Source organism: Oceanicaulis sp. (genome assembly GCA_040112665.1).
Taxonomy (GTDB): domain Bacteria; phylum Pseudomonadota; class Alphaproteobacteria; order Caulobacterales; family Maricaulaceae; genus Oceanicaulis.
Map to the genome: position 1 here is coordinate 2,796,976 of CP157796.1, position 21,613 is coordinate 2,818,588.

Annotated in this window: 21 protein-coding genes; 12 read left to right on the forward strand and 9 right to left on the reverse strand. The window is 68.8% G+C overall.

Annotated elements, in window-relative coordinates; translation table 11 throughout:
- Positions 1-61 precede the first annotated feature (61 nt).
- The 8 genes from ABL308_13805 to ABL308_13840 all read left to right on the forward strand — a co-directional run bounded on the left by ABL308_13805 (position 62) and on the right by ABL308_13840 (position 9,438).
- Complete coding sequence (locus ABL308_13805; GenBank protein ID XBQ17744.1) at positions 62-1,321, forward strand: peptidylprolyl isomerase; 1,260 nt, start codon at positions 62-64, stop codon at positions 1,319-1,321.
- Positions 1,318-2,328 carry a 4-hydroxythreonine-4-phosphate dehydrogenase PdxA gene (gene pdxA, locus ABL308_13810; GenBank protein ID XBQ16018.1) on the forward strand — a complete coding sequence of 337 codons (1,011 nt, stop codon included), beginning with the start codon at positions 1,318-1,320 and terminating at the stop codon, positions 2,326-2,328. The genes ABL308_13805 and pdxA overlap by 4 nt, the downstream gene beginning before the upstream one ends.
- On the forward strand, positions 2,325-3,182 hold the full coding sequence (gene rsmA / locus ABL308_13815; GenBank protein XBQ16019.1) for a 16S rRNA (adenine(1518)-N(6)/adenine(1519)-N(6))-dimethyltransferase RsmA: 858 nt from the start codon (positions 2,325-2,327) through the stop codon (positions 3,180-3,182). Before pdxA ends, rsmA begins: the two co-directional genes overlap by 4 nt.
- 109 nt (positions 3,183-3,291) lie before the next feature.
- The gene (locus ABL308_13820) at positions 3,292-5,829 is read left to right on the forward strand and encodes a hypothetical protein (GenBank protein XBQ16020.1); all 2,538 of its coding nucleotides are present in this window, start codon (positions 3,292-3,294) and stop codon (positions 5,827-5,829) included.
- A gap of 88 nt (positions 5,830-5,917) precedes the next feature.
- Positions 5,918-6,379 (forward strand): hypothetical protein, encoded by a 462-nt coding sequence (locus ABL308_13825; protein ID XBQ16021.1) that lies wholly within the window; start codon positions 5,918-5,920, stop codon positions 6,377-6,379.
- Between the two features lie 65 nt (positions 6,380-6,444).
- A complete protein-coding gene (locus ABL308_13830) occupies positions 6,445-6,936 on the forward strand; it encodes a pentapeptide repeat-containing protein (GenBank protein XBQ16022.1) in 492 nt (163 codons plus the stop codon).
- Positions 6,937-7,001: 65 nt separating this feature from the next.
- Positions 7,002-8,279 carry a pentapeptide repeat-containing protein gene (locus ABL308_13835; protein XBQ16023.1) on the forward strand — a complete coding sequence of 426 codons (1,278 nt, stop codon included), beginning with the start codon at positions 7,002-7,004 and terminating at the stop codon, positions 8,277-8,279.
- Between the two features lie 64 nt (positions 8,280-8,343).
- Positions 8,344-9,438, forward strand: coding sequence for an NAD-dependent epimerase/dehydratase family protein (locus tag ABL308_13840; GenBank protein ID XBQ16024.1), 1,095 nt, complete (start codon positions 8,344-8,346; stop codon positions 9,436-9,438).
- Here the strand turns inward: ABL308_13840 and gltX are convergent.
- The gene (gene gltX / locus ABL308_13845; protein ID XBQ16025.1) at positions 9,435-10,781 is read right to left on the reverse strand and encodes a glutamate--tRNA ligase; all 1,347 of its coding nucleotides are present in this window, start codon (positions 10,779-10,781) and stop codon (positions 9,435-9,437) included. The genes ABL308_13840 and gltX overlap by 4 nt on opposite strands.
- Positions 10,782-10,854: 73 nt before the next feature.
- On the reverse strand, positions 10,855-11,796 hold the full coding sequence (locus tag ABL308_13850) for a Gfo/Idh/MocA family oxidoreductase (GenBank protein ID XBQ16026.1): 942 nt from the start codon (positions 11,794-11,796) through the stop codon (positions 10,855-10,857).
- Between the two features lie 124 nt (positions 11,797-11,920).
- On the opposite strand from ABL308_13850, the gene ABL308_13855 reads away from it, so the two are divergent.
- From ABL308_13855 to ABL308_13865, 3 genes are read left to right on the forward strand one after another with little or no spacing between them, the layout of a single operon-like run.
- Entirely contained in the window at positions 11,921-12,715 is a 795-nt protein-coding gene (locus tag ABL308_13855) for a hypothetical protein (protein ID XBQ16027.1), read from the forward strand.
- Between the two features lies 1 nt (position 12,716).
- Positions 12,717-13,721, forward strand: coding sequence for an NADP-dependent oxidoreductase (locus ABL308_13860; GenBank protein ID XBQ16028.1), 1,005 nt, complete (start codon positions 12,717-12,719; stop codon positions 13,719-13,721).
- Positions 13,718-14,449 (forward strand): hypothetical protein, encoded by a 732-nt coding sequence (locus ABL308_13865; GenBank protein XBQ16029.1) that lies wholly within the window; start codon positions 13,718-13,720, stop codon positions 14,447-14,449. The genes ABL308_13860 and ABL308_13865 overlap by 4 nt, the downstream gene beginning before the upstream one ends.
- Here ABL308_13865 and ABL308_13870 read toward each other — a convergent pair.
- On the reverse strand, positions 14,446-14,640 hold the full coding sequence (locus tag ABL308_13870; GenBank protein ID XBQ16030.1) for a hypothetical protein: 195 nt from the start codon (positions 14,638-14,640) through the stop codon (positions 14,446-14,448). The two genes, ABL308_13865 and ABL308_13870, sit on opposite strands and share 4 nt — an antisense overlap.
- Positions 14,641-14,856: 216 nt before the next feature.
- On the opposite strand from ABL308_13870, the gene ABL308_13875 reads away from it, so the two are divergent.
- On the forward strand, positions 14,857-15,123 hold the full coding sequence (locus ABL308_13875; protein XBQ16031.1) for an HU family DNA-binding protein: 267 nt from the start codon (positions 14,857-14,859) through the stop codon (positions 15,121-15,123).
- A 136-nt stretch (positions 15,124-15,259) separates the two neighbouring features.
- Here ABL308_13875 and ABL308_13880 read toward each other — a convergent pair whose 3' ends face one another.
- The 6 genes from ABL308_13880 to ABL308_13905 form a co-directional block, all read right to left on the reverse strand.
- Positions 15,260-16,627 carry a 3-deoxy-7-phosphoheptulonate synthase class II gene (locus ABL308_13880; GenBank protein ID XBQ16032.1) on the reverse strand — a complete coding sequence of 456 codons (1,368 nt, stop codon included), beginning with the start codon at positions 16,625-16,627 and terminating at the stop codon, positions 15,260-15,262.
- 375 nt (positions 16,628-17,002) lie between these two features.
- Positions 17,003-18,403, reverse strand: a complete 1,401-nt coding sequence (gor, locus tag ABL308_13885) for a glutathione-disulfide reductase (GenBank protein XBQ16033.1) — start codon at positions 18,401-18,403, stop codon at positions 17,003-17,005.
- 83 nt (positions 18,404-18,486) lie between these two features.
- Positions 18,487-18,975 (reverse strand): DUF2059 domain-containing protein, encoded by a 489-nt coding sequence (locus tag ABL308_13890; protein XBQ16034.1) that lies wholly within the window; start codon positions 18,973-18,975, stop codon positions 18,487-18,489.
- Positions 18,976-19,112: 137 nt separating this feature from the next.
- Positions 19,113-19,385 carry a ribbon-helix-helix protein, CopG family gene (locus ABL308_13895; protein ID XBQ16035.1) on the reverse strand — a complete coding sequence of 91 codons (273 nt, stop codon included), beginning with the start codon at positions 19,383-19,385 and terminating at the stop codon, positions 19,113-19,115.
- A 29-nt stretch (positions 19,386-19,414) separates the two neighbouring features.
- Positions 19,415-20,125, reverse strand: a complete 711-nt coding sequence (gene rpiA, locus ABL308_13900; GenBank protein ID XBQ16036.1) for a ribose-5-phosphate isomerase RpiA — start codon at positions 20,123-20,125, stop codon at positions 19,415-19,417.
- Positions 20,122-21,609: an NAD-dependent succinate-semialdehyde dehydrogenase gene (locus ABL308_13905; protein ID XBQ16037.1), complete on the reverse strand. Its 1,488-nt coding sequence runs from the start codon at positions 21,607-21,609 to the stop codon at positions 20,122-20,124. Before ABL308_13905 ends, rpiA begins: the two co-directional genes overlap by 4 nt.
- Positions 21,610-21,613 lie beyond the last annotated feature (4 nt).

Genomic DNA, 21,613 nt, shown 5'->3' on the forward strand with positions numbered 1-21,613 from the left:
ACCCCTCTCGCGGCGCCGCGTCGTTGCGTCTGCGGCGCGGTTCGGTATCTTTCGCCGCAGCATCAGGAATTCTAGAGACCCTATGGCCTTCCGAAACGCGCTGATCCTTCTGGCTGCGACGCTCGCGCTCGCAGCCGCGCCGAACGCCCGGGCCCAACAGGTCGAGGGCATCGCCGCTGTTGTGAACGACGAGCCGATCACCACGCTCGACGTTCGCGATCGCATGCGGCTGATCATTTCAGCCGCCGGGGTGCAACCGACCGAGGAAATGCTGCCTCGCATCGAAGAGCAGGCGATCCGCGCCCTCATCGAGGAAAGCCTGCAGCTCCAGCAGGCCCGCGAATTCGAGGTCGACATTTCCGAAGCCGAAGTGGACAACGCGCTCGCCGACAACGCGGCGCGCAACGGCACGACGGTCGAGCAGATCGAGGCCGACCTCGCCGCCAGCGGCATCGCCGTGGAGACCCTGCGCCGGCAGATTCGCGCCGAGATCGCCTGGCAGATCCTGGTCTCCGGACGTTTCCGGTCGCGGATCCGCATCTCCGACCAGCAGATCGAGACCGCGCTGGAGCGGCAGGCCGCGGCCGCCGCCCAGACCCAGTACCGGCTCGCCGAAATCCTGGTCGAAGTGCGCGGATCGGAAGGCGGCGAGCAGGCCGCCCTTCAGGAAGTCGAACAGATTTACGGCCTGATCCGCCAGGGCGTGCCCTTCCCGCAGATCGCCGAGCAGCTGTCTGATTCGCCGAGCGCAGCGAATGGCGGCTTCCTCGGGTGGGTGCCCGAGCCCGCGCTGGAAGAGAATGTGCGTAACATTCTCGTCCAGGTGCCGGTCGGCAATCTCACCACCCCGATCCGCGTTCCGGGCGGGTTTCAGATCATCGCCCTGATCGACAAGCGCGAAGGCCAGGTGTCCGAGCAGCTCGGTCTGACCCAGATCACGCTTCCCACCGCACAGGTGAACGACAGCGCTCGCCGCAACCTCGCCCGCGCCGCCGAGCGTTCGCGCGGCTGCGACTCGGTCGAGCGCGATTTCGGCGGCGTCGACGGCGCGGTGATCACCCCTCTGGGCACGCTCGGCGCCAACGCCCTCGTGCCCCAGATCCAGGCCGCGCTCAGCGACCTGGAGCCGGGCTCGGCCACCACGGTGCTCGAAACCGGCGCGGGGCTTCAGGTGTTCGTTCTCTGCTCGCGCGAATACGCCGGTCCCGGCGTGCCCAGCACCGATGAAATCGAGGACCAGCTGATCGGCCAGCAGCTTTCCCTGCTCGCCCGCCGCTGGCTGCGCGATCTGCGCCGCGAAGCGACCGTCGAGATCCGGTGAGCGGCGATCGGGCTTCACCGGTTCTCGCACTGACACCGGGCGATCCTGACGGGATCGGTCCGGAAATCGCCCTGAAAGCCTGGACGGCCCTGCGCGACACGCCGGTGCGCTTCGTGATGTTCGCCGATCCTGCGCGCCTGCAGCCCGCCTGCACGCTGCTCGACCTGCCCAGGCCCGAACCTGTCGGCTCGGCGGCGGAAGCGGCGGCCGTCTTCGCTGACGCACCCCCAGTGATCGCCCTGCCTCCCAGCGCATCGGCGCCTGCCGCTGCGCTGGCCTCGATCGAGGCGGCGGTGGCGGCGGCGCTCTCAGGACAGGCTGCGGGCGTGGTGACCTGCCCGATCTCGAAATCGCGTCTCTACGACGAGGGCTTCGCGTTTCCGGGCCACACCGAGTTTCTCGATCATCTCACGCGCGACGCCCGCATGGACGGCGCGCGAGGCCCGGTCATGATGCTGGCCGGCGGCGGGCTCAGAACGGTGCTTGCGACCATCCACGTCGGCCTCGTCGACGCGATCGGCCGGCTCAGCGCCGAGCTCATCGAGCACACCGCACGCGTGACAGCCGAAGCGCTGTCGCGCGATTTCGGGATCGACCGTCCCCGGCTCGCCGTGGCGGGCCTGAACCCGCACGCGGGCGAGAACGGCGCGCTCGGCCGCGAGGAGATCGAGATCGTCCGGCCCGCCATCGACCGGCTGAAGGCCGCCGGGATCGACGCCACCGGCCCCTGGCCGCCCGACACGCTGTTTCACGCCGAGGCCCGTGCGAATTACGACGCAGCCGTCTGTCTTTATCACGATCAGGGCCTGATCCCGGTCAAGACGCTGGACTTCCACGGCGGGGTGAACGTCACGCTCGGCCTGCCCATCGTGCGCACCTCGCCCGATCACGGCACCGCGTTCGACATCGCTGGAAAGGGCGTCGCCCGGCCCGACAGCCTGATCGCGGCGCTGCGCCTGGCCGCAGACCTCGCCGCCAATCGCGCCCGCGCGAGGGCGGCGGCGTGAGCGTCTCCGATCTGCCGCCCCTGCGCGAGGTGATCGCGCGGCATTCGCTGGGCGCGGACAAGCGCTTCGGCCAGCACTTCCTGCTCGATCTGAACCTCACCGGAAAGATCGCCCGGCTCTGCGGCGACATGAGCGAGGCGAGCGTGTTCGAGGTCGGCCCAGGCCCCGGCGGGCTGACCCGCGCGCTCATTGAGCACGGCGCTGGCGAGGTGATCGCGATTGAAAAGGATCGCCGCTTCTTGCCCGCGCTCGAAGAGATCGGCGAGGCCTCCGGCGGCGGGCTGAGCGTGGTCGAGGCCGATGCGCTGGAGGTGGACGAGACAGCGGTGCAGACGCGGTTTTCCACCCGGATGCTCGCTTCGAACCTGCCCTATAACGTCGGCACGGCGCTGCTGATCAAATGGCTGCAGGCCGACCCCGCCTGGTGGTCGCGGCTCGTCCTGATGTTTCAGAAGGAAGTCGCCGAACGTGTCGTGGCGCGCGCAGGCGAAAGCCAGTACGGCCGGCTCGCGATCCTGACTGCAGCCGTCGCGAGCCCGCGCTACGCCTTCACCGTGCCCGCCCGCGCCTTCACCCCGCCGCCCAAGGTCGACAGCGCCGTGGTGGTGCTCGAGCCCCTGCCCGCGGAGGCGCGCTTTTCCGATCTCGACGCGCTGTCCATCGTCACCGAAAGCGCCTTCGGCCAGCGCCGCAAGACCCTGCGCAAATCGCTGGGCCAGGCGGCAGGCAAGGCCGGCGCGAGCAGCGAAGCGCTGCTGGACGCCGCAGGGCTCGATCCCGGCGCACGAGCCGAGACGATCCCGCCTGAAGGCTTCTTCGCGCTGGCCCGCGCCTGGCGCGCGGCGAAGGGCTGACGCGCGCCGCCTGTCATCGGCTCTTTTCCCCAGCAGACTTTCGACTCCGCGTCACAGACCGCGATACCATGGAGGCGATTCGAATCGCCTGGACGCGTGGAGCCCAGACATGACCGAGCGCCGCCTCACCCGCCCTGACGCCGATCCGGCGGCCGATCTGAGGTTCGAGGCGCGCGAGGTCCTGCCCGCCGATCCCGATCTGATCGAACCCGGCGAGGCGAGCGCGCGCGTGCCCGAAAGCTGGTCGGCCCGCGCCACGGCCGCCTTCGCAGCGCTGACCGGCGCCGATTTCGATGCTGAACTCGACGCCGAAACCGCCCTGCGCACTCTCGCCGTCACGCTCGGCGGCGACGACGCGATCGCGCAGGACGAACTCTTCGCGTCCATGCTGGCCCGCGAGGCCTGTCCCGCGCCGGCGATCTGGCGGGGCGAAGCGCTGTTCCCCGCCCCGCCCCGGCCCGTCGCGAACGCCGGGGATCTGCGCGAGGTGCTGGACACGCTGAACGCCCGCACGATGGGCGAGGCGGCCGCGACCGTCGGCGCGCGCGTGCTGGCCGAGCGGCTGGAAGCGGTCGCGCTCGCCTGTGTGAACTGCGACGGCTCGACCGAGGAATGCTTCGACCCCAGGCGCAACCGCGCGCTCGCCCGCGCCGTACGGGCCGCGCGCCGCGACGGCGCGCCGGACGGCATGATCGAGCGCGCCATCGCCCGCGCGCGCCAGGGCGTCACCACGCCCGAAGCCGGCCTCGGCGCCGCGCCCGACCCGGTCGAGACCCCGCCCGTGCGCCTGGGCGCTGACTTCTTCGACCTGGCTGAAGCCGACGGCGCGCTCGAGACCGGCGAGCCGGTCCGCGCGCTCTTCACCGACCTGTCCGAAGCGCTGTGGACCCATGGCGCGCCCGCGCTGATTTTCGGCGAGGAGGAAAGCCCCGCGCCGATCGCCGCCGTGCTTGACCTCGCTGCGTTCGTCACGGAGGGCACGCTGGACGAGGCCGCGCTGAGCCACGCCGCGGCCCTGTGGGGCGGAGCGGCCGAGCGCTGCGAAGGCGCGCTGACGCTGACCGGGCTCGGCGCGATGCTGACCGCGTGCGCTCTGGCCTATGACAGCGACGCCGCGCGCGATCTCGCCGCCAGGGCGGCCGGAATCTGCGTCGAGGCGAGCCCCGCCCCGGTCCGCATGGGCCGGCCGGCGGAGCTGGCGCTCGCCTTTCTCGACGCCGCCTCGATCGGCGTGCACCCGCCCGCAGCCCTCGACGCGCCGGGCGGGGCGGACTTCGCCCCGTGCGTGGCGGCGGCGCTGTCCGATCTCGACGAGGAGGCCCGCGAAGCCGCCCGGCTTCACGCGCTCGGCCGGCGCTCGCTCACCGGCCTCGGCGCGGACTGGGTCGGCCAGCTCGCCGAGGCGGGCGTGGACGAAGCCGCCTTCGCCCGCATCGACGCGGCGCTGGCCGACGGCGTGCCGCTGCGCTTCGCGGTCAATCGCTGGAGCCTGGGAGAAACGATCCTGCGCCGCTGCGGCCTGACTGCCGACAAGTTCGAGAAAGCCGGTCCCCGCCTGCTCGAAGCGCTGGGCGTCGATCCGCTCGACATCGCCGCGGCCGAGCGCTGGGCCCACGGCGCCGGGCGTCTTGATGATTGCGACGCGCTGAGCCCCGAGCTGCGCGCCGTCTTCACAGATCCCTCGCCCGAGGCGCGCCTGGCCATGGCCGAAGCGGTGGAAGCCTCCCTCGGCGCATCCTGCGGTCTCGAAATCGCTCTGCCCGGAACCGCCGGCATAGAGGAGGCCGGCGCGATCGCCGCGTCTGCCGCACGGCGCGGGATCCACGCGATCACCGTCCGGCGCGAGGGCGAAGCGCTTTACGATCTGCTCAACACGATCGAGTTCGAGGGCGGCGATTACGGCCGGCGCGAATTCGTCGCCGAGGAGCGAATCGTCGAGCGTGTCGTGGAACGCGTCGTCGAGCGCGCCGCCCATCGCCGCAAGCTGCCCGACCGCCGCAAGGGCTACATCCAGAAGGCCACGGTGGGCGGTCACAAGGTCTATCTGCACACCGGCGAGTTCGAGGACGGCGAGCTCGGCGAGATCTTCATCGACATGCACAAGGAAGGCGCGGCCTTCCGCTCGCTGATGAACAATTTCGCGATCTCGATCTCCATCGGCCTGCAATACGGCGTGCCGCTGGAAGAATATGTCGACGCCTATCTGTTCACCCGGTTCGAGCCCGCCGGCGACGTCGCCGGGAACGAGGCGATCAAGCACGCCAGCTCGATCCTGGACTATGTCTTCCGCGAGCTGGCGGTGAGCTATCTCGACCGCGAGGACCTCGCCCACACAGCGCCCTCGCGCCACGATCCCTCCGGCATCGGCCAGGGCGTCGCCAAGGAGAAGTTCACCGCCGAGACCGACGCGGCGAGCCTCATCTCCAAGGGCTTTTCGCGCGGCCAGCTGCCCGACAACGTGGTGATGCTCGGCGCGCGTCCGCCGAAGAGCGGCTCGGGCGCGGCGCGCGGCGGGGCGGAGCCGAGCCCCAAGCGGGACTATCACGGCGAGCCCTGCCCCGAATGCGGGCACTTCACGCTCATCGAGACCGGCGCGGAGCTCGATTGCGACGCCTGCGGCTGGTCCGGCCCGCCGCCGGGCGGCTGACGCCCTCCCTCTGCGACCAAGCGCAGCAGGAACAGGCGGGCGGGCGCGCCCGTTTCCCTGTTCCATGCACGCTGACGGAGCGGGGTCGATGGCCCGAGAACGCGACGACGACCGCGAGGAGAAACCCGGTCAGGCACGGCCGGACGCGCCGGAAGCGACGCCTGCGCGCCCTGAAAACGCGCCGCTCGACGCCGCGGACGCCGGGCCTGACGCTGAAACTCCGCGCGGGCCGACCTCCAGGCTGAAAGCGCAGATCGAGACCGGTGCCTCGGGCGACAAGGTCGCCTATCCCGATCCCGGCGCCAGCCCGCTGGGCACCGATGACGAGGCCGCCGGCCGTCCCCCGGAGCCCGAGCGCGTCGAGATGTCGATGAAGGCGGAGCACCGCGCCGATCCGGCCGGTCATCCGCCGCGCCAGACCGCGCCGCGTCCGGGCCCTGTGGAAGACGGCGCCCCGCCGCGGGTGGAGACCTCGGCCAAGTTCAAGCTCGGCGTGGCTGCGGCCGCCGCCTTGGTGATCGTGATCGCGTTGGTCGTAGCGCTCAGCTGACCGCCCGCCCCCGCTCAGGCCCGCGGCTTGCAGCGAGGCCCCAGCGCGAAGAAAGAGGGCGTGCCATGTTGAAACAGTTCCTGACCGCGATTGCCGTGCTGCTCGCCGCCGCCGGCGCCGCCGCAGCGCAGAACGCCTCGGAAATCGCGCGCCTGCAGGCCGGGCGCGACTGCCCGAACTGCAATCTCTTCCAGGCCGACCTGACCTACCGCGACCTGCCCGGCGTGAACCTCGCCGGCTCGCGGCTGCGCCAGGCCGATCTCAGCCTTGCGACGATGAACGGCGCGCGGTTCGACCGCGCGGACATGTCGGTGGCGAACCTGTTCGGCGCGCGTTTCACCGGCGCGAGTTTCCGAAACACGAATCTCAGGCGCGCCAATCTCGTGGGCGCCCATTTCGGCGGCGCGGACATGAGCGGTGCGGCGCTGGACGGGGCGATCCTGTCCGGCGCGGAGCTTCAGACCGCTCGCGGTCTGACCCAGGCCCAGCTCGACGCCGCCTGCGGCGACGCGCGCACCCGGCTGCCGGCCGGCCTGCGCATCCTGTCTTGCAGCTGACCGTCCGCTTACCGCGATTTAAGTCGCGTTCTGCAGCCGGGTTTACTAGGTTCGCGAGCATGGCCTTGCGCACCCTTTTCCTCTCCGCCTGCCTCGCCGCGCTCGCCGCCGGCCAGGCCGACGCCTACGATCCGCACCGCCGGCTCGTGATCGGCGGAGACTGCCCGGCCTGCGATTTCGCGGACGCCAATCTCGCCGGCGCGCAGTTTCTGGGCGGCGACTTTTCAGGCGCGGATTTCTCCCATGCCGAGCTTCTGGGCGCGCGCCTGGCGGACCTGACGCTCGACGGCGCGAACCTGTCGCACGCCTCGCTGACCGAGGCGCGGCTGGCGAACGTCTCGCTCGAAGACGCGGACCTTGAACATGTCGGCTTCGGCCGCGCGCGCCTGCACCGGGTGCGCTTCGGCGGCGCGCGGCTCGAACGCGCCCAGCTCGACGGCGCGGTCTTTCTGCTCGCTGATTTCACCTCCGCCGATCTCGGCCAGGCCGAAGCCCGCGACGCGGTCTTCCGCCAGGCCGACTTCCAGAGCGCGGACATGCGCGGCGCGAAGATGGGCCAGGCCCACTTCTTCGGCGCGCGTCTGACGGCGGCCGATCTTCGCGGCGCAGAGCTCGATCAGGCGATCTTCGAGAACGCCGATCTGTCCAACGCCGACTTCCGGAACGCACGGCTCGACGGCGCGCGCTTCGTCGCAGTGAACCTCACGGGCGCGGATTTCCGCGGCGCGTCGGGTCTGGTCGCGGAAACCTTCCGGCATGTCTGCGGGGCCGAAGCGCGCGGTCTTCCCGACGGGCTCGCTGTGGCGGCCTGCGACGGCGCGACGGCCACGCGCACGACCGTTTCGGTGAACCCCGAACGCATCGCCCAGCGCCGCGCACAGATGGAACAGGCGCGCGCCGCGTTCGAACGCGCCATCGCCGAGGTCGAGCAGTCCATCGACATGCGGTCCGAAGCGCACGGCGAAGCCCTGGCCGCGGCTCATCAGGCGCTCGAAGGCGCCCTGCGCGCGCTGGAAGAACAGGGCGCCGCAAAGGCCGGATACGAGCAGAGCTTCAGCTTCGAGATCCGCAGCGCCGAACTCGGCGAGCCGATCCGAGTGATCCTGCAAAGCGCCGGAGAGCCGCCGCGCCCGCCGCTCGCCCCGCTGCCGCCCGATGTCGAGCTCGAAGGCGGACCGGGCGAACTCGCCGCGGCGATGGCCCGGATCGAACGCGAGCGCGAACGCGCGGAGGCCGAGGCTGAACGCCACGCGCAGGCTGAGGAACGCCGGCGCGAGCGCGAAGCCGAGCGCCAACAGCGGCGCAACGAAAACGAAAACGATACTGGCGGCGGGCCACGCTGACCGGCGGGCTCTGGCCGCCTCGGTCCTGATCCGGCACGATGGGACGATCTGACCGGAGACGTCCATGACCGCAGAGACCGAAGCCTCCTCCCCAGCCCTGGACATCGCGCGCGACGCGCCTGTGATGGTCACCGGCGCCACCGGTTATGTCGCCGGCCGGCTGATCGAGCGCCTGCTCGAGCTGGGGCTGACCGTGCACGCCACGGTGCGCGACCCGGCGAACGAAGAAAAGCGCGCCGCGCTCGACGCGCTCGCTGCACGCAGCGCCGGCGAGATCCGCTATTTCAAGGCCGATCTCGAAAACCCCGAGGACTTCGACGCGCCGATGGCGGGCTGCCGGGTGGTGTTCCACACCGCCTCGCCCTTCCGGCTCGACATCAAGGACGCAAAGCGCGACCTGGTCGATCCGGCGGTGAACGGCGCGCGCAACGCACTCGGCGCGGCGAACCGCACCCAGAGCGTGGAGCGGGTGGTGCTGACCTCCTCCTGTGCGGCGATCTACGGCGACAACGCCGATCTCGCCGACGCGCCGGGCGGGGTGCTGACCGAGGATGTCTGGAACACCTCCTCGACGCTCGGCCACCAGCCCTATTCCTTCTCAAAGACCGAGGCCGAACGCGAAGCCTGGCGCATCGCGGACGCCCAGGATCGCTGGCGGCTCGTGGCGGTCAATCCCAGCTTCGTGATCGGTCCGGCGATCGATCCCGGCGCCGGCTCTGAATCGCTGTCGCTGATCAGCCGGATCGGAAACGGCGCGCTGAAGACCGGCGTGCCGCATCTCGAGATCGGCGCGGTGGACGTGCGCGACGTCGCCGAAGCGCATATCCGCGCGGGCTTCCTGCCCGGCGCGGAAGGCCGGCATATCGTCTCGGCGCGGACGACGCGGCTTATGGAAATCGCGGAGATATTGCGCGCGCGCTTCGGCGGCGATTATCCGCTGCCAAAGGCCGAGCTTCCCAAATGGATGGTCTGGCTGGTGGGGCCGATGGCCGACCCCACGCTCACCCGCCGCATGGTCTCGCGCAATGTCGGCTGGCCGTTCAGGGCGGACAACACGAAGTCACGCGCATCGCTCGGTATGGAATACCGCGCGATCGAGCCGGGCCTTGAAGAGATGTTCGCCCAGCTGATCGAGGCCGGGCGCATCAAGCAGCGCTAGGCGGTCTCGCCTGAGAGGCGCTTTTTCGCGGTCTCCGACCCGATGAGCGGCAGGATCGCGGCCATTTCCGGCCCCCGCTCCTGCCCCGTCAGCGCCAGGCGCAGCGGCATGAAGAGCTGTTTGCCCTTCCGGCCGGTCTTTTCTTTCAGCGCGCTCGTCCACTCCCCCCAGGTGTCCGGCCCCAGCGGATCGTCGGGCAGCAGGGCGGCGGCCTCGGCGGCGAAGTCCGCGTCATCGATGATCGGCTCGACCGGGCCTTCGACCAGGCTCTGCCATTCGGCCACCTCGCGCACCCGCTCGAGATTGGGCCGCACGGTCGTCCAGAACGCCTCTCCGCGGTCCGCGCCGAGTTCCGACAGCCGGTCCTTCACCGCCTCATAAGAAAGGCCGTGCACGAGCCTGGCGTTCAGGCGCGCGAGATCGGCCGGGTCGAACTTCGCCGGGGTGCGGGAGATCTTGGCGAAATCGAACTCCGCGGCCAGCGCGTCGACGCTGTCGCGGATCTCCACCGGGTCGGACGTACCGATCTTGGCGAGCAGGGAGAGCACGGCCATCGGCTCGAACCCTTCCACCGTACGCAGATCGGCGATGGCGAGCGAACCCAGGCGCTTGGAGAGCTTTTCCCCGTCCGGGCCGACCAGAAGCGGAAAATGGCCCATGCGCGGCGCTGCGCCCTTTCCGCCCAGCGCTTCGAAAATCTCGATCTGGGCGGCGGAGTTGGTGACGTGGTCCTCGCCGCGGATGATGTCGGTGATCCCCGCCTCGATGTCGTCCACCACGCTGGGCAGGGTGTAGAGATAGCTGCCGTCGGCGCGGATCAGGATCGGGTCGGAGACCGAGCTGGTCTCGATATGGCTCGGCCCGCGCACGAGATCGGTCCACTCGATCCGGCCGCCCGAGAGCTTGAAGCGCCAGTGCGGCGTGCGGCCCTCGGCCTCGAGCGCGGCGCGCTCTTCACTGGAAAGCTTTAGCGCGGCGCGATCATAGACCGGCGGCTTGCCCTGGGCGCGCTGGATCTTGCGCTTTCTGTCGAGCTCGTCCTCGGTCTCGTAGCACGGATAAAGCAGGCCCTTTCCGATGAGGTCGGCCTTGGCCGCCTCATAGCGGTCGAAGCGGGCGGACTGGTTGAAGGTCTCGTCCCAGTCGAGCCCGAGCCAGCTCAGATCGTCCTTGATCTGCTGCTCGTATTCGGCGGTCGAGCGTTCGAGATCGGTGTCGTCGATCCGCAGCAGCACCTGCCCGGAATGCGCGCGCGCATAGAGCACGTTCATCAGCGCGGTGCGCACGTTGCCCACGTGCAGGCGGCCCGTCGGGCTCGGGGCGAAGCGGACTTTGACGGTCATGAACGGCTCTTTTCAAGGCGCGCCGACGGGGCTGTCGCGCGGATGCGGGCTCTACCCGAGACCGGGCCTGAAATCAAACGCGTGAGCGCGATCCGGCGGCCTCGTCGATGCGCAGAGCGGTCTCGAGCGCGAGCAGTCCCGCCGCGCCGTCCGCCGCAGGGCCGTTCGTTCCGCCGCGCGCAGCCTTCACGAAGGCCGCAACGTTTGCGCCCAGGCTGTCCTTCGCGTCGGGCTTGTCGGCGAAGTCGGGGTCGAGATCGAGGCGATCGGGATTGTCGAAGCTCTTGGCGATGAAGTCGACCGAAACGCTCGCCCCGTTCTCGTACTCGATCGCCATGACCCGGTCGCGGCCCGCCGCCACGCGACTTGATTCCAGCGTGCAGACCACCCCGCCGGGGAAGTGAAGCTCGGCGCGGACATGGTCGGCGAGCTCGGCGCGGTTCTCGATCATCTCCGCTTCGACACGGTCGGGGCGGCCGCCGGCCAGAGCCAGCGCCAGATCGATATCGTGGATCATCAGATCCAGCGTCACCGAGACGTCGAGATTGCGCACGCCCGGCGGGCCCATGCGCCGCGCGCTGAGGCTTCTGATCCGCGGCAGATCGCCGAACAGGCCCATGGCGGCGAAGACGAACCGCTCCTGATGGCCGACGCGCAACGCCACCTTGTTGAGTTCGGCGAGCTGAACGAGTTCGCGCGCTTCTTCGAGCGTCGCCGCGATGGGTTTCTCCACGAGCACAGGGCGGGACTGGATCAGCGCCCGGCGCGCCGCGTCATGGTGAAACACCGCCGGACTCGCCACCGTGATCACGTCGCACGCCTCGATCAGCCCGGCGAGGCTGTCGAAATGCCGGCCGCCATGCGCCCCGCAAAGCTTTTCGGCGTGATCGGAGACCGGGTCGAACACGCCCACGAACGCGACATCGTCGAGCCCGGCGTATTTCGATGCGTGATAGCCCCCGAAGACGCCCGCGCCTACGACCCCGGCGCGCAAGGGTTTTTCGCTCTTCGTCATGGCGCGTGACTGTGCACGCCAAGCCCGCCCGCGCAAGCGGTGCGCCCTGTCACGTTTGGTTTCGAAGTCTTGCGCCGGGGCGAGGCTGGGGCATGATGCGTATGCGTTCTGCGGGGAGGCGGACATGACCGAGAAGTCGCGCAAGTCGCCGGCCGGCCCGGCGGGGCCCAGCCTGTCGGAAATCGCCGAGGCGGCGGGCGTCGGCATCGAACGACGCATCTTCCGCACCCTCGTGGACACGCTGCTGTTCCCCGGCAAGGCGGCGCGCGCCGCGTTCGACCGGGCCGACACCCACATCTCCCAGCTCAAGCTGTTCGCCGTGCTCGCCGGGTTGTTCTTCAGCGCCGGCGCCTTTTTCGAAGCTCCGCTCACTTTGAGCATCGGCTCACTGGTCCCGCCTGGTCAGGTGGACGCCGCCTACGCGTCGATCCAGGCGCAGGGCGCCGATCCGGCCCGCGTGGACGCCGCGCTGGCGCGTTGGGGCGGGGTGTTCACCTGGCCGATCACGCTGATCGCCTCGGCGATCTTCATCGTGATCCTGAAGCTGGTGAAGCCGTCGGTGACATGGTTCGGGCATGTGCTGATCTATCTCATTGCGACCAATGCGATGACGCTGGTCGCGATACCGCTCATGGCCGGCCGGCTGATCAGTCTCGAGGTGTTTTTCATCCTCCAGCTGTCGACCTTCCTGATCTTTTTCATTCAGATCATCAGGCTCGGTTCCAGCGCCCTTCAATTGAGCGCGGGGCGTCTGATCCTGCTCACACTTCTGGTCGTCCTGGCGCTCTTCCCGAGCTTACTGATCGTCGGCGTTCTGCAATTCGGCGCCGCCTGGGCGGTTCTGGAGTTCAACGGCGTCTCCATGCTTGAAATGATGCAGGCCACCAGCGCCGCCCCATCCGCAACCGGAGTTCCTTGACGTGAAAAGCCGCGAAATCCGCCTGACCCAGCACTTCATCGGACCGGTGAAGCCCGAATATTTCGAGCTCGCCGAGGTCGACCTGCCCGATCCGGGCGAGGGCGAGATCCAGGTGAAAAACGCCTGGCTCAGCGTCGACCCGTACATGCGCGGCCGGATGACGGGCATCAAGACCTATATCGATCCCTTCCAGATCGGCGCGGCCATGGAAGGCGGCGCGGTCGGTCAGGTGGTGAAGTCCAGCCATCCTGACTACGCCGAGGGCGACTGGGTGATGAGCATGATGGGCTGGCGCGAGGGCTGGACCGGACCGGCCGGCGCGGTGATGTCCAAGGTCGATCCCGATCTCCTGCCGCCCGAAGCCTATCTGGGGATCGCCGGGCTGACCGGCATGACCGCCTATGTCGGCATCAAGCGCTGCATCGATCTGAAAGAAGGCGAGACGCTGTGGATGAGCGCGGGCGCAGGCGCGGTCGGCTCTGCGGGCATCCAGTTCGCCAAGGCGATGGGCGCGAACGTGATCGCGACGGCGGGCGGGCCTGAAAAGACCGCGTTCTGCGAGGAGATCGGCGCTGACGCGGCGGTCGACTACAAGGCCGCCGGCGATCTCGCCAAGGCCGTGCGCGAGGCGGGCAAGCCTTTCGGCGGGATCGACGCCTATTTCGAAAACGTCGGCGGCGATCACCTTCAGGCCGCCTTCGACGTGCTGAAACCGCACGCCCGGATCGCCGCCTGCGGGATGATCGCGCGCTATAACGACGACACGCCCCTGCCCGGCCCGACGAACATGACCCAGATCGTCGCCAAGAAGCTGATGATCCAGGGCTTCATCGTGTCCGATCATTTCGACCTGCAGGGCCAGTTCATCCAGGACCTGTCGAGCTGGATGATGGCGGGCAAGGTGAAGACGCGCGACACCGTCTATGAGGGCATCGAGAAGACGCCCGAAGCCTTCCAGGGCCTCTTCGAGGGCAAGAATATCGGCAAGATGCTGGTGAAGCTGTGACCGGCGCGGGCGCCCCCGAGCCGCGCAAGGACGGCGGCGAAGATCGTGGCGGCCTGCTTGAGGACACGCTGGGCTTCAATCTGCGCAGCCTGCGCACGCTCGTCGATCTCTGGGTCCGGCCGCGCCGGGTGATGGAGACGATCGCGGCGCGAGACCGGGACAGCTACACCCCGCCGGTCCGGCTGTTTCTCGCCCTGATCGGCCTGCAGGTGGCGATCTCGTTTGTCTGGGGCGGATATGGCGGCATCCTCGAGCGGTCGCTGGCGGAGATCCCGGAGGAGCAGGCGGAAACCTTCGCCATGGTCATCGGGGACGATCCGCAAGCGTTCTTCTCGACCTACGGCAACATCGCCGCGGTCCTGCATGCTCCCATAGTGGGGCTGTTCACTGCGCTCAGCGTGTTCGTGCTGGGGCGGTTCGGCGCGCGCCGGCCGTTCGCGGTCAATCTCAATCTGATCTTTGCGGCCCTGACCGCGGGCAGCGTCGTGGGCATCGCGTTCACAGGCTTTCTTTTCGCCGGATCGAACCCGCCGACATGGTCGGTGTTCGCGATCACGGCGGCCTATTTCATCACGCTGGCGCGCGGGCTGCCCGAGGACGTCGCCCGCACGGGCGCTGGACGCGTGATCAAGGCGGCGGTGATCGCCCTGACCATGCTGGTCCTGGTCATGATCGGCGCGGCCGTCATGCAGGCGGTCGCGATCATCGCCGCGGCGATGCTGGCCTAGCGCGTCTGCGCCTGGCGGGAGGCGCGGGTCAGCTTGCCCAGCGTGAAGCCGCCGAGCACCGCGCCGACCAGGCACGCCAGAAGGTCCTGGCCGAAGAGATGCATGAAGCCCGCATAGCCCATCACGGTCACGGCGACCGCAAGGCCGGTGTTGGCGATTCTGTTCAGAAATGGTGCGCTTGTCCGGGTCATGGTTTCCCAAACGCAAACAACAGGCCGCTTAAGCTAGGTTTTGTTTACCATATTTCGCAAACGCCCGCGCCCCCTGCCGCCAAAATCAGCCGTTTCGCCTGTATAGCCTTGCATTCCGCCTACAGAATCGCGCTTCATGGCGCAGTCTGACGACGACGCGGCCGGACCGAAGCGGGATCGGGCGCGCCCAAAAACCCAAAAAGGGGGGATCCCTCGATGAACAAGTCCGAACTCGCCAAAGCCATCTCAGACAAAGCCGGCATTACCCGCGCCCAGGCCGGCGACGCGATCGACGCCCTGGTCGACGCGGTCGTGGCGGCGGCCAAGACGGACGACTCCGTCCAGCTGGCCGGCTTCGGCACCTTCCACGCCAAGCACCGCGAAGCGCGCGAAGTGCGCAACCCGCGCACCGGCGAGAAGATGATGTCGAAGGCCAAGACCCAGCTGGCCTTCCGTCCGGCTTCGGCCCTGAAGGACATCTAAGCCTTCCACCGCCTGTCAGAGCGGTGAAACCGCCGTCCGGGAGACCGGGCGGCGGTTTTGTTTTTGCCGAGGGGCGGGCGCTCGCCCCCTCCGTCCGCCTCGCGTACACCTCCCCCGTGAACGGGGGAGGAGATACCTACTCCGCCGCCGTCCGCATGCCTTGCGCAGGCTTGAGCGCGTCGGCGATCTGGAAGGCCATTTCCAGCGCCTGATCGGCGTTCAGGCGCGGGTCGCAATGGGTGTGGTAGCGGCTCGACAGATCGGCTTCGGACAGGTGTCCAGCGCCGCCGACACACTCGGTGACGTCCTGGCCGGTCATCTCGAAATGCACCCCGCCCGGCTCGGCGCCTTCGGCGCGGACGATCTCGATGAAGGTCTTGAGCTCTTTGAGCACCTTGTCGAAATCGCGCGTCTTGTAGCCGTTGGAGGTCTTCTGCGTGTTGCCGTGCATCGGATCGCACGCCCAGACCACGGTGCGGCCGGCCGCCTTCACCTTGCGCACCAGCGGCGGAAGGCCCTGGGCGACCTTGTCCGCGCCCATGCGGACGTAGAGCACCAGCCGGCCGGGCTCGTCACGCGGATTGAGCACGTCGATGAGGCGGATCAGCTCGTCGGGATCGAGCGACGGCCCGCATTTCAGGCCCACCGGGTTTTCGATCCCGCGCATGAATTCGACGTGCGCGCCCTCGGGCTGGCGCGTGCGGTCGCCGATCCAGCTGAGGTGCGCGCTGGTCGCGTACCAGCGCCCGGTCTGGCGATCCATGCGCGTCATCGCCTCCTCGAACGGCAGGTGCAGCGCCTCGTGGGAGGTGAAGAAGTCCACGCCCTCGAGCGAGGGCGCGCCGTCCGGCGTCACCCCGCAGGCGCGCATGAAGGCCAGCGCCTCGGAAATCCGGTCGGCGTATTCCTGATAACGCGCGCCCGCCGGGCTGCCCGCCAGAAAATCGAGCGTCCATTGATGGACGTTGTGAAGGTCGGCATAGCCGCCCGAGGCCAGCGCCCGCAGAAGATTGAGCGTCGAGGCGGACTGGTCGTAGGCGCGGATCAGCCGCTCTGGATCGGGCACGCGCGCCTCGGACGTGAAGGCCATGTCGTTAATCGAGTCGCCGCGATAGCTCGGCAACTCCACCCCGTCGATCGTCTCGGTCGGCGCCGAGCGCGGCTTGGCGAACTGCCCGGCGATACGGCCGACCTTCACGATCGGCTTGGCGCTCGCGAAGGTCATCACCACCGCCATTTGCAGCAGCACCCGGAAGGTGTCGCGCACGGTCTCGGCGGAAAACTCCTTGAAGCTCTCCGCGCAATCGCCGCCCTGCAGAAGGAAGGCCTGACCAGCTGCGACATTGGCGAGCTGGCGCTTCAATCGCTTGACCTCGCCGGCGAAGACCAGCGGCGGGCGGCGCGCGAGTTCGGCCTCGACACGCTTCAGCGCGTCGGCGTCGGGATAGTCGGGCAGCTGCAGCGCCGGCTTGCTGCGCCAGCTGTCAGGGCTCCAGGCGGTCATGTCGCACGTCCTCATCGTCCGGTCGTTTCCGGCTCTCATGCAAAGATAGCGCCGAACCGCGCGCACGGAACCCCGCGGCGGCAGAGGGTCGCGGCGGGGCCCGCAGGACCGTAGAGCGCCATCCTCTGCAGACGCTGGCGCTCCCCCACCCGACCCGGACCTTCGGTCCGGCCCACCCTCCCCACAGAGGGGGAGGGAGTAAGACGCCGCACTCTTGGAAACGTCAGAGCATGAAGCTCAACCGCAACTCCCTCCCCTTGATGGGGAGGGTGTCCGCGTAGCGGACGGGTGGGGTGGGGATCGTAGAGCGCCAGACCTTGCAGGCCCTGGCGCTCCCCTTCCCGGCAGAGGGGGAGGGTTTCCCGACAGACGCCCCTACTCCGCCGCGGCGAGCTCGGGCGGGACCCATTTTTCGCGCAGGGTGACGAGTTCCTCGGCGACGGTGGGGTGCACTGCGCAGGTGGCGTCGAACTGGTCCTTGGTCAGGCCCGCCTTCACCGCGATGCCGACCGCCTGGATGATCTCCGGCGCGTCGTCGCCGACCATGTGCACCCCCAGCACGACCTGATCGGACTGGCGCACCACGAGCTTGATCGTCATCCAGTCCGGGCTGTCGGTGATCATGCCCTTCATGGGCCGGAACTTGGTCTTGTAGACGTCCACCGCCCCGCCGTACGCGTGACGGGCCTCGGTTTCGGTCAGACCGGCCGTGCCCACCGGCGGCTGGGTGAAGACCGCGCTGGGGATGAGGTCGTGGTCATAGGCGGTGGGCTTGCCGCCGAACACGGTCTCGGCGAAGGCCGCGCCTTCGCGGATCGCCACGGGGGTGAGGTTCACCCGGTTGGTCACGTCGCCGACCGCGTAGATGTGGTCGACGCTGGTCTTTGAATACGCGTCCACCTTGATCGCGCCGATCTCATCGATCTCGACCCCGGCGTTCTCAAGGCCCAACCCCTCGGTGTAGGGCTTGCGGCCGATCGCGAAGACGATCTGGTCGGCCTCGATCTCGTCGCCGTTGGCCAGGGTGAGCTTTTTCCAGCCCTCGCGATCCTCGATCGGCTCGATCTTTTCAAACACGGTGTGCGTGATCACGCGCACGCCCGACGCTTTCAGGCCTTCATGCACGAAGGTGCGCACGTCCTCGTCAAAGCCGCGCAGCACCGTGTCGCGCCGGTAGACAAGGCACGTCTTCACGCCCAGGCCGGCGAAGATCTGCGCGAATTCGCACGCGATATAGCCGCCGCCCGCTATGACGATGTGCTCTGGCAGTTTCTTGAGGTGGAACAGCTCGTTGGAGCTGATCGTGTGCTCGACCCCGGGCAGGTCCCAGTCCTTGCTCGGGACCCCGCCCGTGGCGATCAGGATGTGTTTCGCCGTCACCACGCGGTCCGAGGCGCACAGCCGCACCTCGTGCGGTCCGATGATCTCGGCGCGCTCCTCGACCAAATCAACGCCGGTGTTCTTGAGGTTCCTCGCGTAAATGCCCGACAGCCGGTCGACCTCGGCGTTCATCGCGTCGCGAAAGCGCGGCCAGTCGAAGGCGGGCTTTTCAGGCAGGTCCCAGCCGTAATCGCGCGCCTGCTTGACCTGCTTGCGGTAGCCCGAGGCGTAGACCATGAACTTTTTCGGCACGCAGCCGCGGATCACGCAGGTGCCGCCGGGCCGGTGCTCCTCGGCGATCATGACCTTCGCGCCCTTGATCGCGCTCATGCGCGCGGCGCGGACCCCGCCGGAGCCCGCCCCGATCACGAACAGGTCGTACTCGTATTCCGCCATGCGTCTCTCCCCGGCGCTTCGCTAAAGCTCGCGCCAGAGATGCGGGGTCCGGGCCGAAAGGTCAAACGCCGCGCTGCCTGCGGCTACTCCTCGGTCTCGAGCCCCATGGCGCCGAAAATCTCTGCGCCGCGCTGTTCAAAGATGTCCAGCGCGATCCGTTCACCGACTGCGGAGGACTCCGTCATGATCGTCGGCGTGACCGCAACCATGCGCTGGCCGGCTTCGGTGCGGTAGAACGCATTGACCGCACGCAGGTCCTCGGCGCTGAGATTGCGTGCGTAGACTGCTGCGAGTTCGGTTTCCATCATCCCGCGGCGCTCGCGGAAGCCCTCCATGACGATCGCCATGGCGGCGTCGAGCTGGGCGTCGGTGGAGTTCGGCGAGGCCTGAGCGAACTGGGCGCGCATGGTTGGCGCCATGGTGTCCAGCGTGGCGAAGACCAGATCGGTGGCGCCGGTCAGCTCGACGGTTTCGAGCGCCAGGCGCTCGCGCTCGGTGAAATCGGCGTCCTGAGCGAAGGCGGACGCGGACAGCACCGCAGCAGCGGCGGCGGCGAAAAGCATGCGGATCATTGTGAAGGCCCCTCGGGTGTTGCGTAAGGTGAGCCTAGCAAAGCTGGCGCGAGATTGCGCGGCAGGTGAGGCATATTCGTATAAAACGGGGCGTCGGGATGCGTCGCCTAGCTCTTCGGAAACAAGCGGCGTCAGTCTCAACCGGCGCGGGATCGGGCTCTCCCGGCCGCCTTCACCGCTTCAGGATCGAAATCGACAAGGCGGCCTGAAGCTTCCTCGGCGAGGCCTTCGGCGATGAAGGCTTTCAGATCGTCAGGCTGGGCGCGCGCACGGCGCTTTTCGGTCCAGTCGCGCAACGCCTCTCGCACCACGTCGCCGGAGGAGGCGTACTCGCCGTCCCCGACCGCTTGGTTCACCGCGTCGGCCACGTCTCGGCTGACGGTGACGTTGATGCGCTTGTGCTCGCTCATGAGCCGATCATAGCACAGCCCGCCCCCGCCTACACCTCCAGCACCTTCACCCCGGCGTCCTCGCCGACGATGACGGTGCGGGCGAGGCCGATGAACAGGCCGTTCTCGACCACGCCCGGCACGGCGTTGAGGAAGGCCGCGGCGGCTTCGGGATCGGGGATGGCGGCGCAGGCGCAGTCGAGGATGTAGTGCCCGCCGTCGGTGATCAGCGGTTCGCCGCTGTCGGCCTTGCGGCGCAGGGAGACGTCGGGGCGCTTCACCCCGGCCGCGCGCAGGGCGTCGAACACCTTCTTCGCCGTGATGGTGAAGCCGAACGGGTCGACCTCCACCGGCAGCGGAAAGGCGCCGAGCGTCTCGACCAGCTTGGTCTCGTCGACGATCACCACCATGCGGTCGGAAGCATGCGCGACGATCTTCTCGCGCAACAGGCACGCCCCGCCGCCCTTGATGAGGCGGAACCGGCCGTCGACCTCGTCCGCGCCGTCCACGGTCAGGTCGATGCGCACGACGTGATCGACGTCGATCAGCGGCACGCCGGCCTTTTCGGCGGCCTGGGCGGTGCCGGAACTCGTGGCGACGCCGCGCACGCTCTCGAGATCGCCCGAGGCGAGCTTTTCGCCCAGCAGACCGACGAAGAGTTCCGCCGTCGAGCCCGAGCCCAGGCCCAGCGTCATGCCGCTTTCGACAAGCTCCAGCGCCGCGGCCGCGGCGAAGGCTTTCTGCCGGCTCGCCCCGCTCACGTGTCCACTCCGCCGAGCAGGACGAATTTGAGTTCGGTGAACTCCTCCACGCCCCATTTGCCGCCCTCGCGGCCGATGCCGGATTCCTTCACCCCGCCGAACGGCGTGGCGGGCGAGCCGACCATGGGCGCGTTCACACCGATCATGCCGAAATCGAGCCCTTCGGAGAGCCGGTGCACCCGGTTCACGTCGCGGGTGTAGACATAGGCGGCCAGCCCATAGGGCGTGTCGTTGGCGAGCCGGATCATCTCCGCCTCGTCCTTGGCGCGGTAGACCGAGGCGACGGGGCCGAAAATCTCGTTTCTGAACAGCTCGAGTTCGAAATCCTCTCCGCCCTCGATCAGAGTCGGCGCATAGAACGCCCCGCCCAGCTCGTCGGCCAGCGGCGTGCCGCCCAGATGGACCTTCGCGCCCTTGGACTTGGCGTCCTTGACCAGTTCGTCGACGCGGGCGACAGCCTCGTCATGGATGAGGGGGCCGAAATTCACCCCGTCCTCGAAGCCCGAACCGACCTTGAGCTTTTCCATGCGGGCCTTGATCGCCTCGATCAGCTTATCGGCGATTCCGCCTTGCGCGATGATGCGGTTCGCGCTGACGCAGGTCTGGCCGGCCGCGCGGAACTTGCTGGCGATCACGCCGTCGGCGGCCGCGTCGAGATCGGCGTCGTCCATGATCAGGAAAGGCGCGTTGCCGCCGAGCTCGAGGCTGACCCGTTTCACGCCGTCCGCCGCCTGACGCATCAGCAGCTTGCCCACTTCAGTGGAGCCGGTGAAACCGACCATGCGGACCACGTCGGACCCGGTCAGGACCGGCCCGATCTCGGAGGCTTCGCCGCAGACCACGTTGAACACGCCGTCAGGGATCCCGGCGCGCCTGGCCAGCTCGGCCAGGGCCAGCGCGGAGAGCGGGGTTTCGGGGGCGGGCTTGACCACCACCGTGCAGCCCGCCGCCATGGCCGGGGCGCATTTGCGGGTGATCATCGCAGACGGGAAATTCCACGGCGTGATGCAGGCGACCACGCCCACCGGCTGGCGGATCGTCCAGCCGCGCGAACCCGGGAACGGGGTCTGCAGCGTCTCGCCGTGGATGCGCTTGGCTTCCTCGGCCGACCAGGCCACGAAGCCCGCGCCATAGGCCACCTCGCCGCGCGCCTCGACCAGGGGCTTTCCCATCTCCGCGGTGATGATCGTGCCCAGATCGGCGACGTTCTCCAGGATCAGGTCATGCCAGCGCTGCACGATCCGCGCGCGCTCGTAGACCGAGGTCTTCTTCCAGGTCTCGAAGGCTTTCGCGGCGGCCTCGACCGCCTTCATCGCGCCGGCCCGGCCGACATCGGCCACCTCGGCGACCCGCGAGCGGTCCGCCGGGCTATTCACGGCGAAGCGTTTCTCGCCGCCGACCCAGCCGCCGGCGATGAAGCTGTCGGTCTTCAGAAGGGCCTTGTCGGAAAGGCGGTCCTCGAGCGTCGTCAGTCCGTCCTTCATGCGC

Coding starts and splice junctions, on each gene's coding strand:
- ABL308_13820 (XBQ16020.1), top strand. CDS start 3,292: ATGACCGAGCGCCGCCTCACCCGCCCTGACGCCGATCCGGCGGCCGAT.
- ABL308_13875 (XBQ16031.1), top strand. CDS start 14,857: ATGAACAAGTCCGAACTCGCCAAAGCCATCTCAGACAAAGCCGGCATT.
- ABL308_13895 (XBQ16035.1), bottom strand. CDS start 19,385: ATGAGCGAGCACAAGCGCATCAACGTCACCGTCAGCCGAGACGTGGCC.
- ABL308_13850 (XBQ16026.1), bottom strand. CDS start 11,796: ATGACGAAGAGCGAAAAACCCTTGCGCGCCGGGGTCGTAGGCGCGGGC.
- ABL308_13905 (XBQ16037.1), bottom strand. CDS start 21,609: ATGAAGGACGGACTGACGACGCTCGAGGACCGCCTTTCCGACAAGGCC.
- ABL308_13825 (XBQ16021.1), top strand. CDS start 5,918: ATGGCCCGAGAACGCGACGACGACCGCGAGGAGAAACCCGGTCAGGCA.
- ABL308_13870 (XBQ16030.1), bottom strand. CDS start 14,640: ATGACCCGGACAAGCGCACCATTTCTGAACAGAATCGCCAACACCGGC.
- ABL308_13890 (XBQ16034.1), bottom strand. CDS start 18,975: ATGATCCGCATGCTTTTCGCCGCCGCCGCTGCTGCGGTGCTGTCCGCG.
- ABL308_13855 (XBQ16027.1), top strand. CDS start 11,921: ATGACCGAGAAGTCGCGCAAGTCGCCGGCCGGCCCGGCGGGGCCCAGC.
- ABL308_13840 (XBQ16024.1), top strand. CDS start 8,344: ATGACCGCAGAGACCGAAGCCTCCTCCCCAGCCCTGGACATCGCGCGC.
- ABL308_13830 (XBQ16022.1), top strand. CDS start 6,445: ATGTTGAAACAGTTCCTGACCGCGATTGCCGTGCTGCTCGCCGCCGCC.
- gor (XBQ16033.1), bottom strand. CDS start 18,403: ATGGCGGAATACGAGTACGACCTGTTCGTGATCGGGGCGGGCTCCGGC.
- gltX (XBQ16025.1), bottom strand. CDS start 10,781: ATGACCGTCAAAGTCCGCTTCGCCCCGAGCCCGACGGGCCGCCTGCAC.
- ABL308_13880 (XBQ16032.1), bottom strand. CDS start 16,627: ATGACCGCCTGGAGCCCTGACAGCTGGCGCAGCAAGCCGGCGCTGCAG.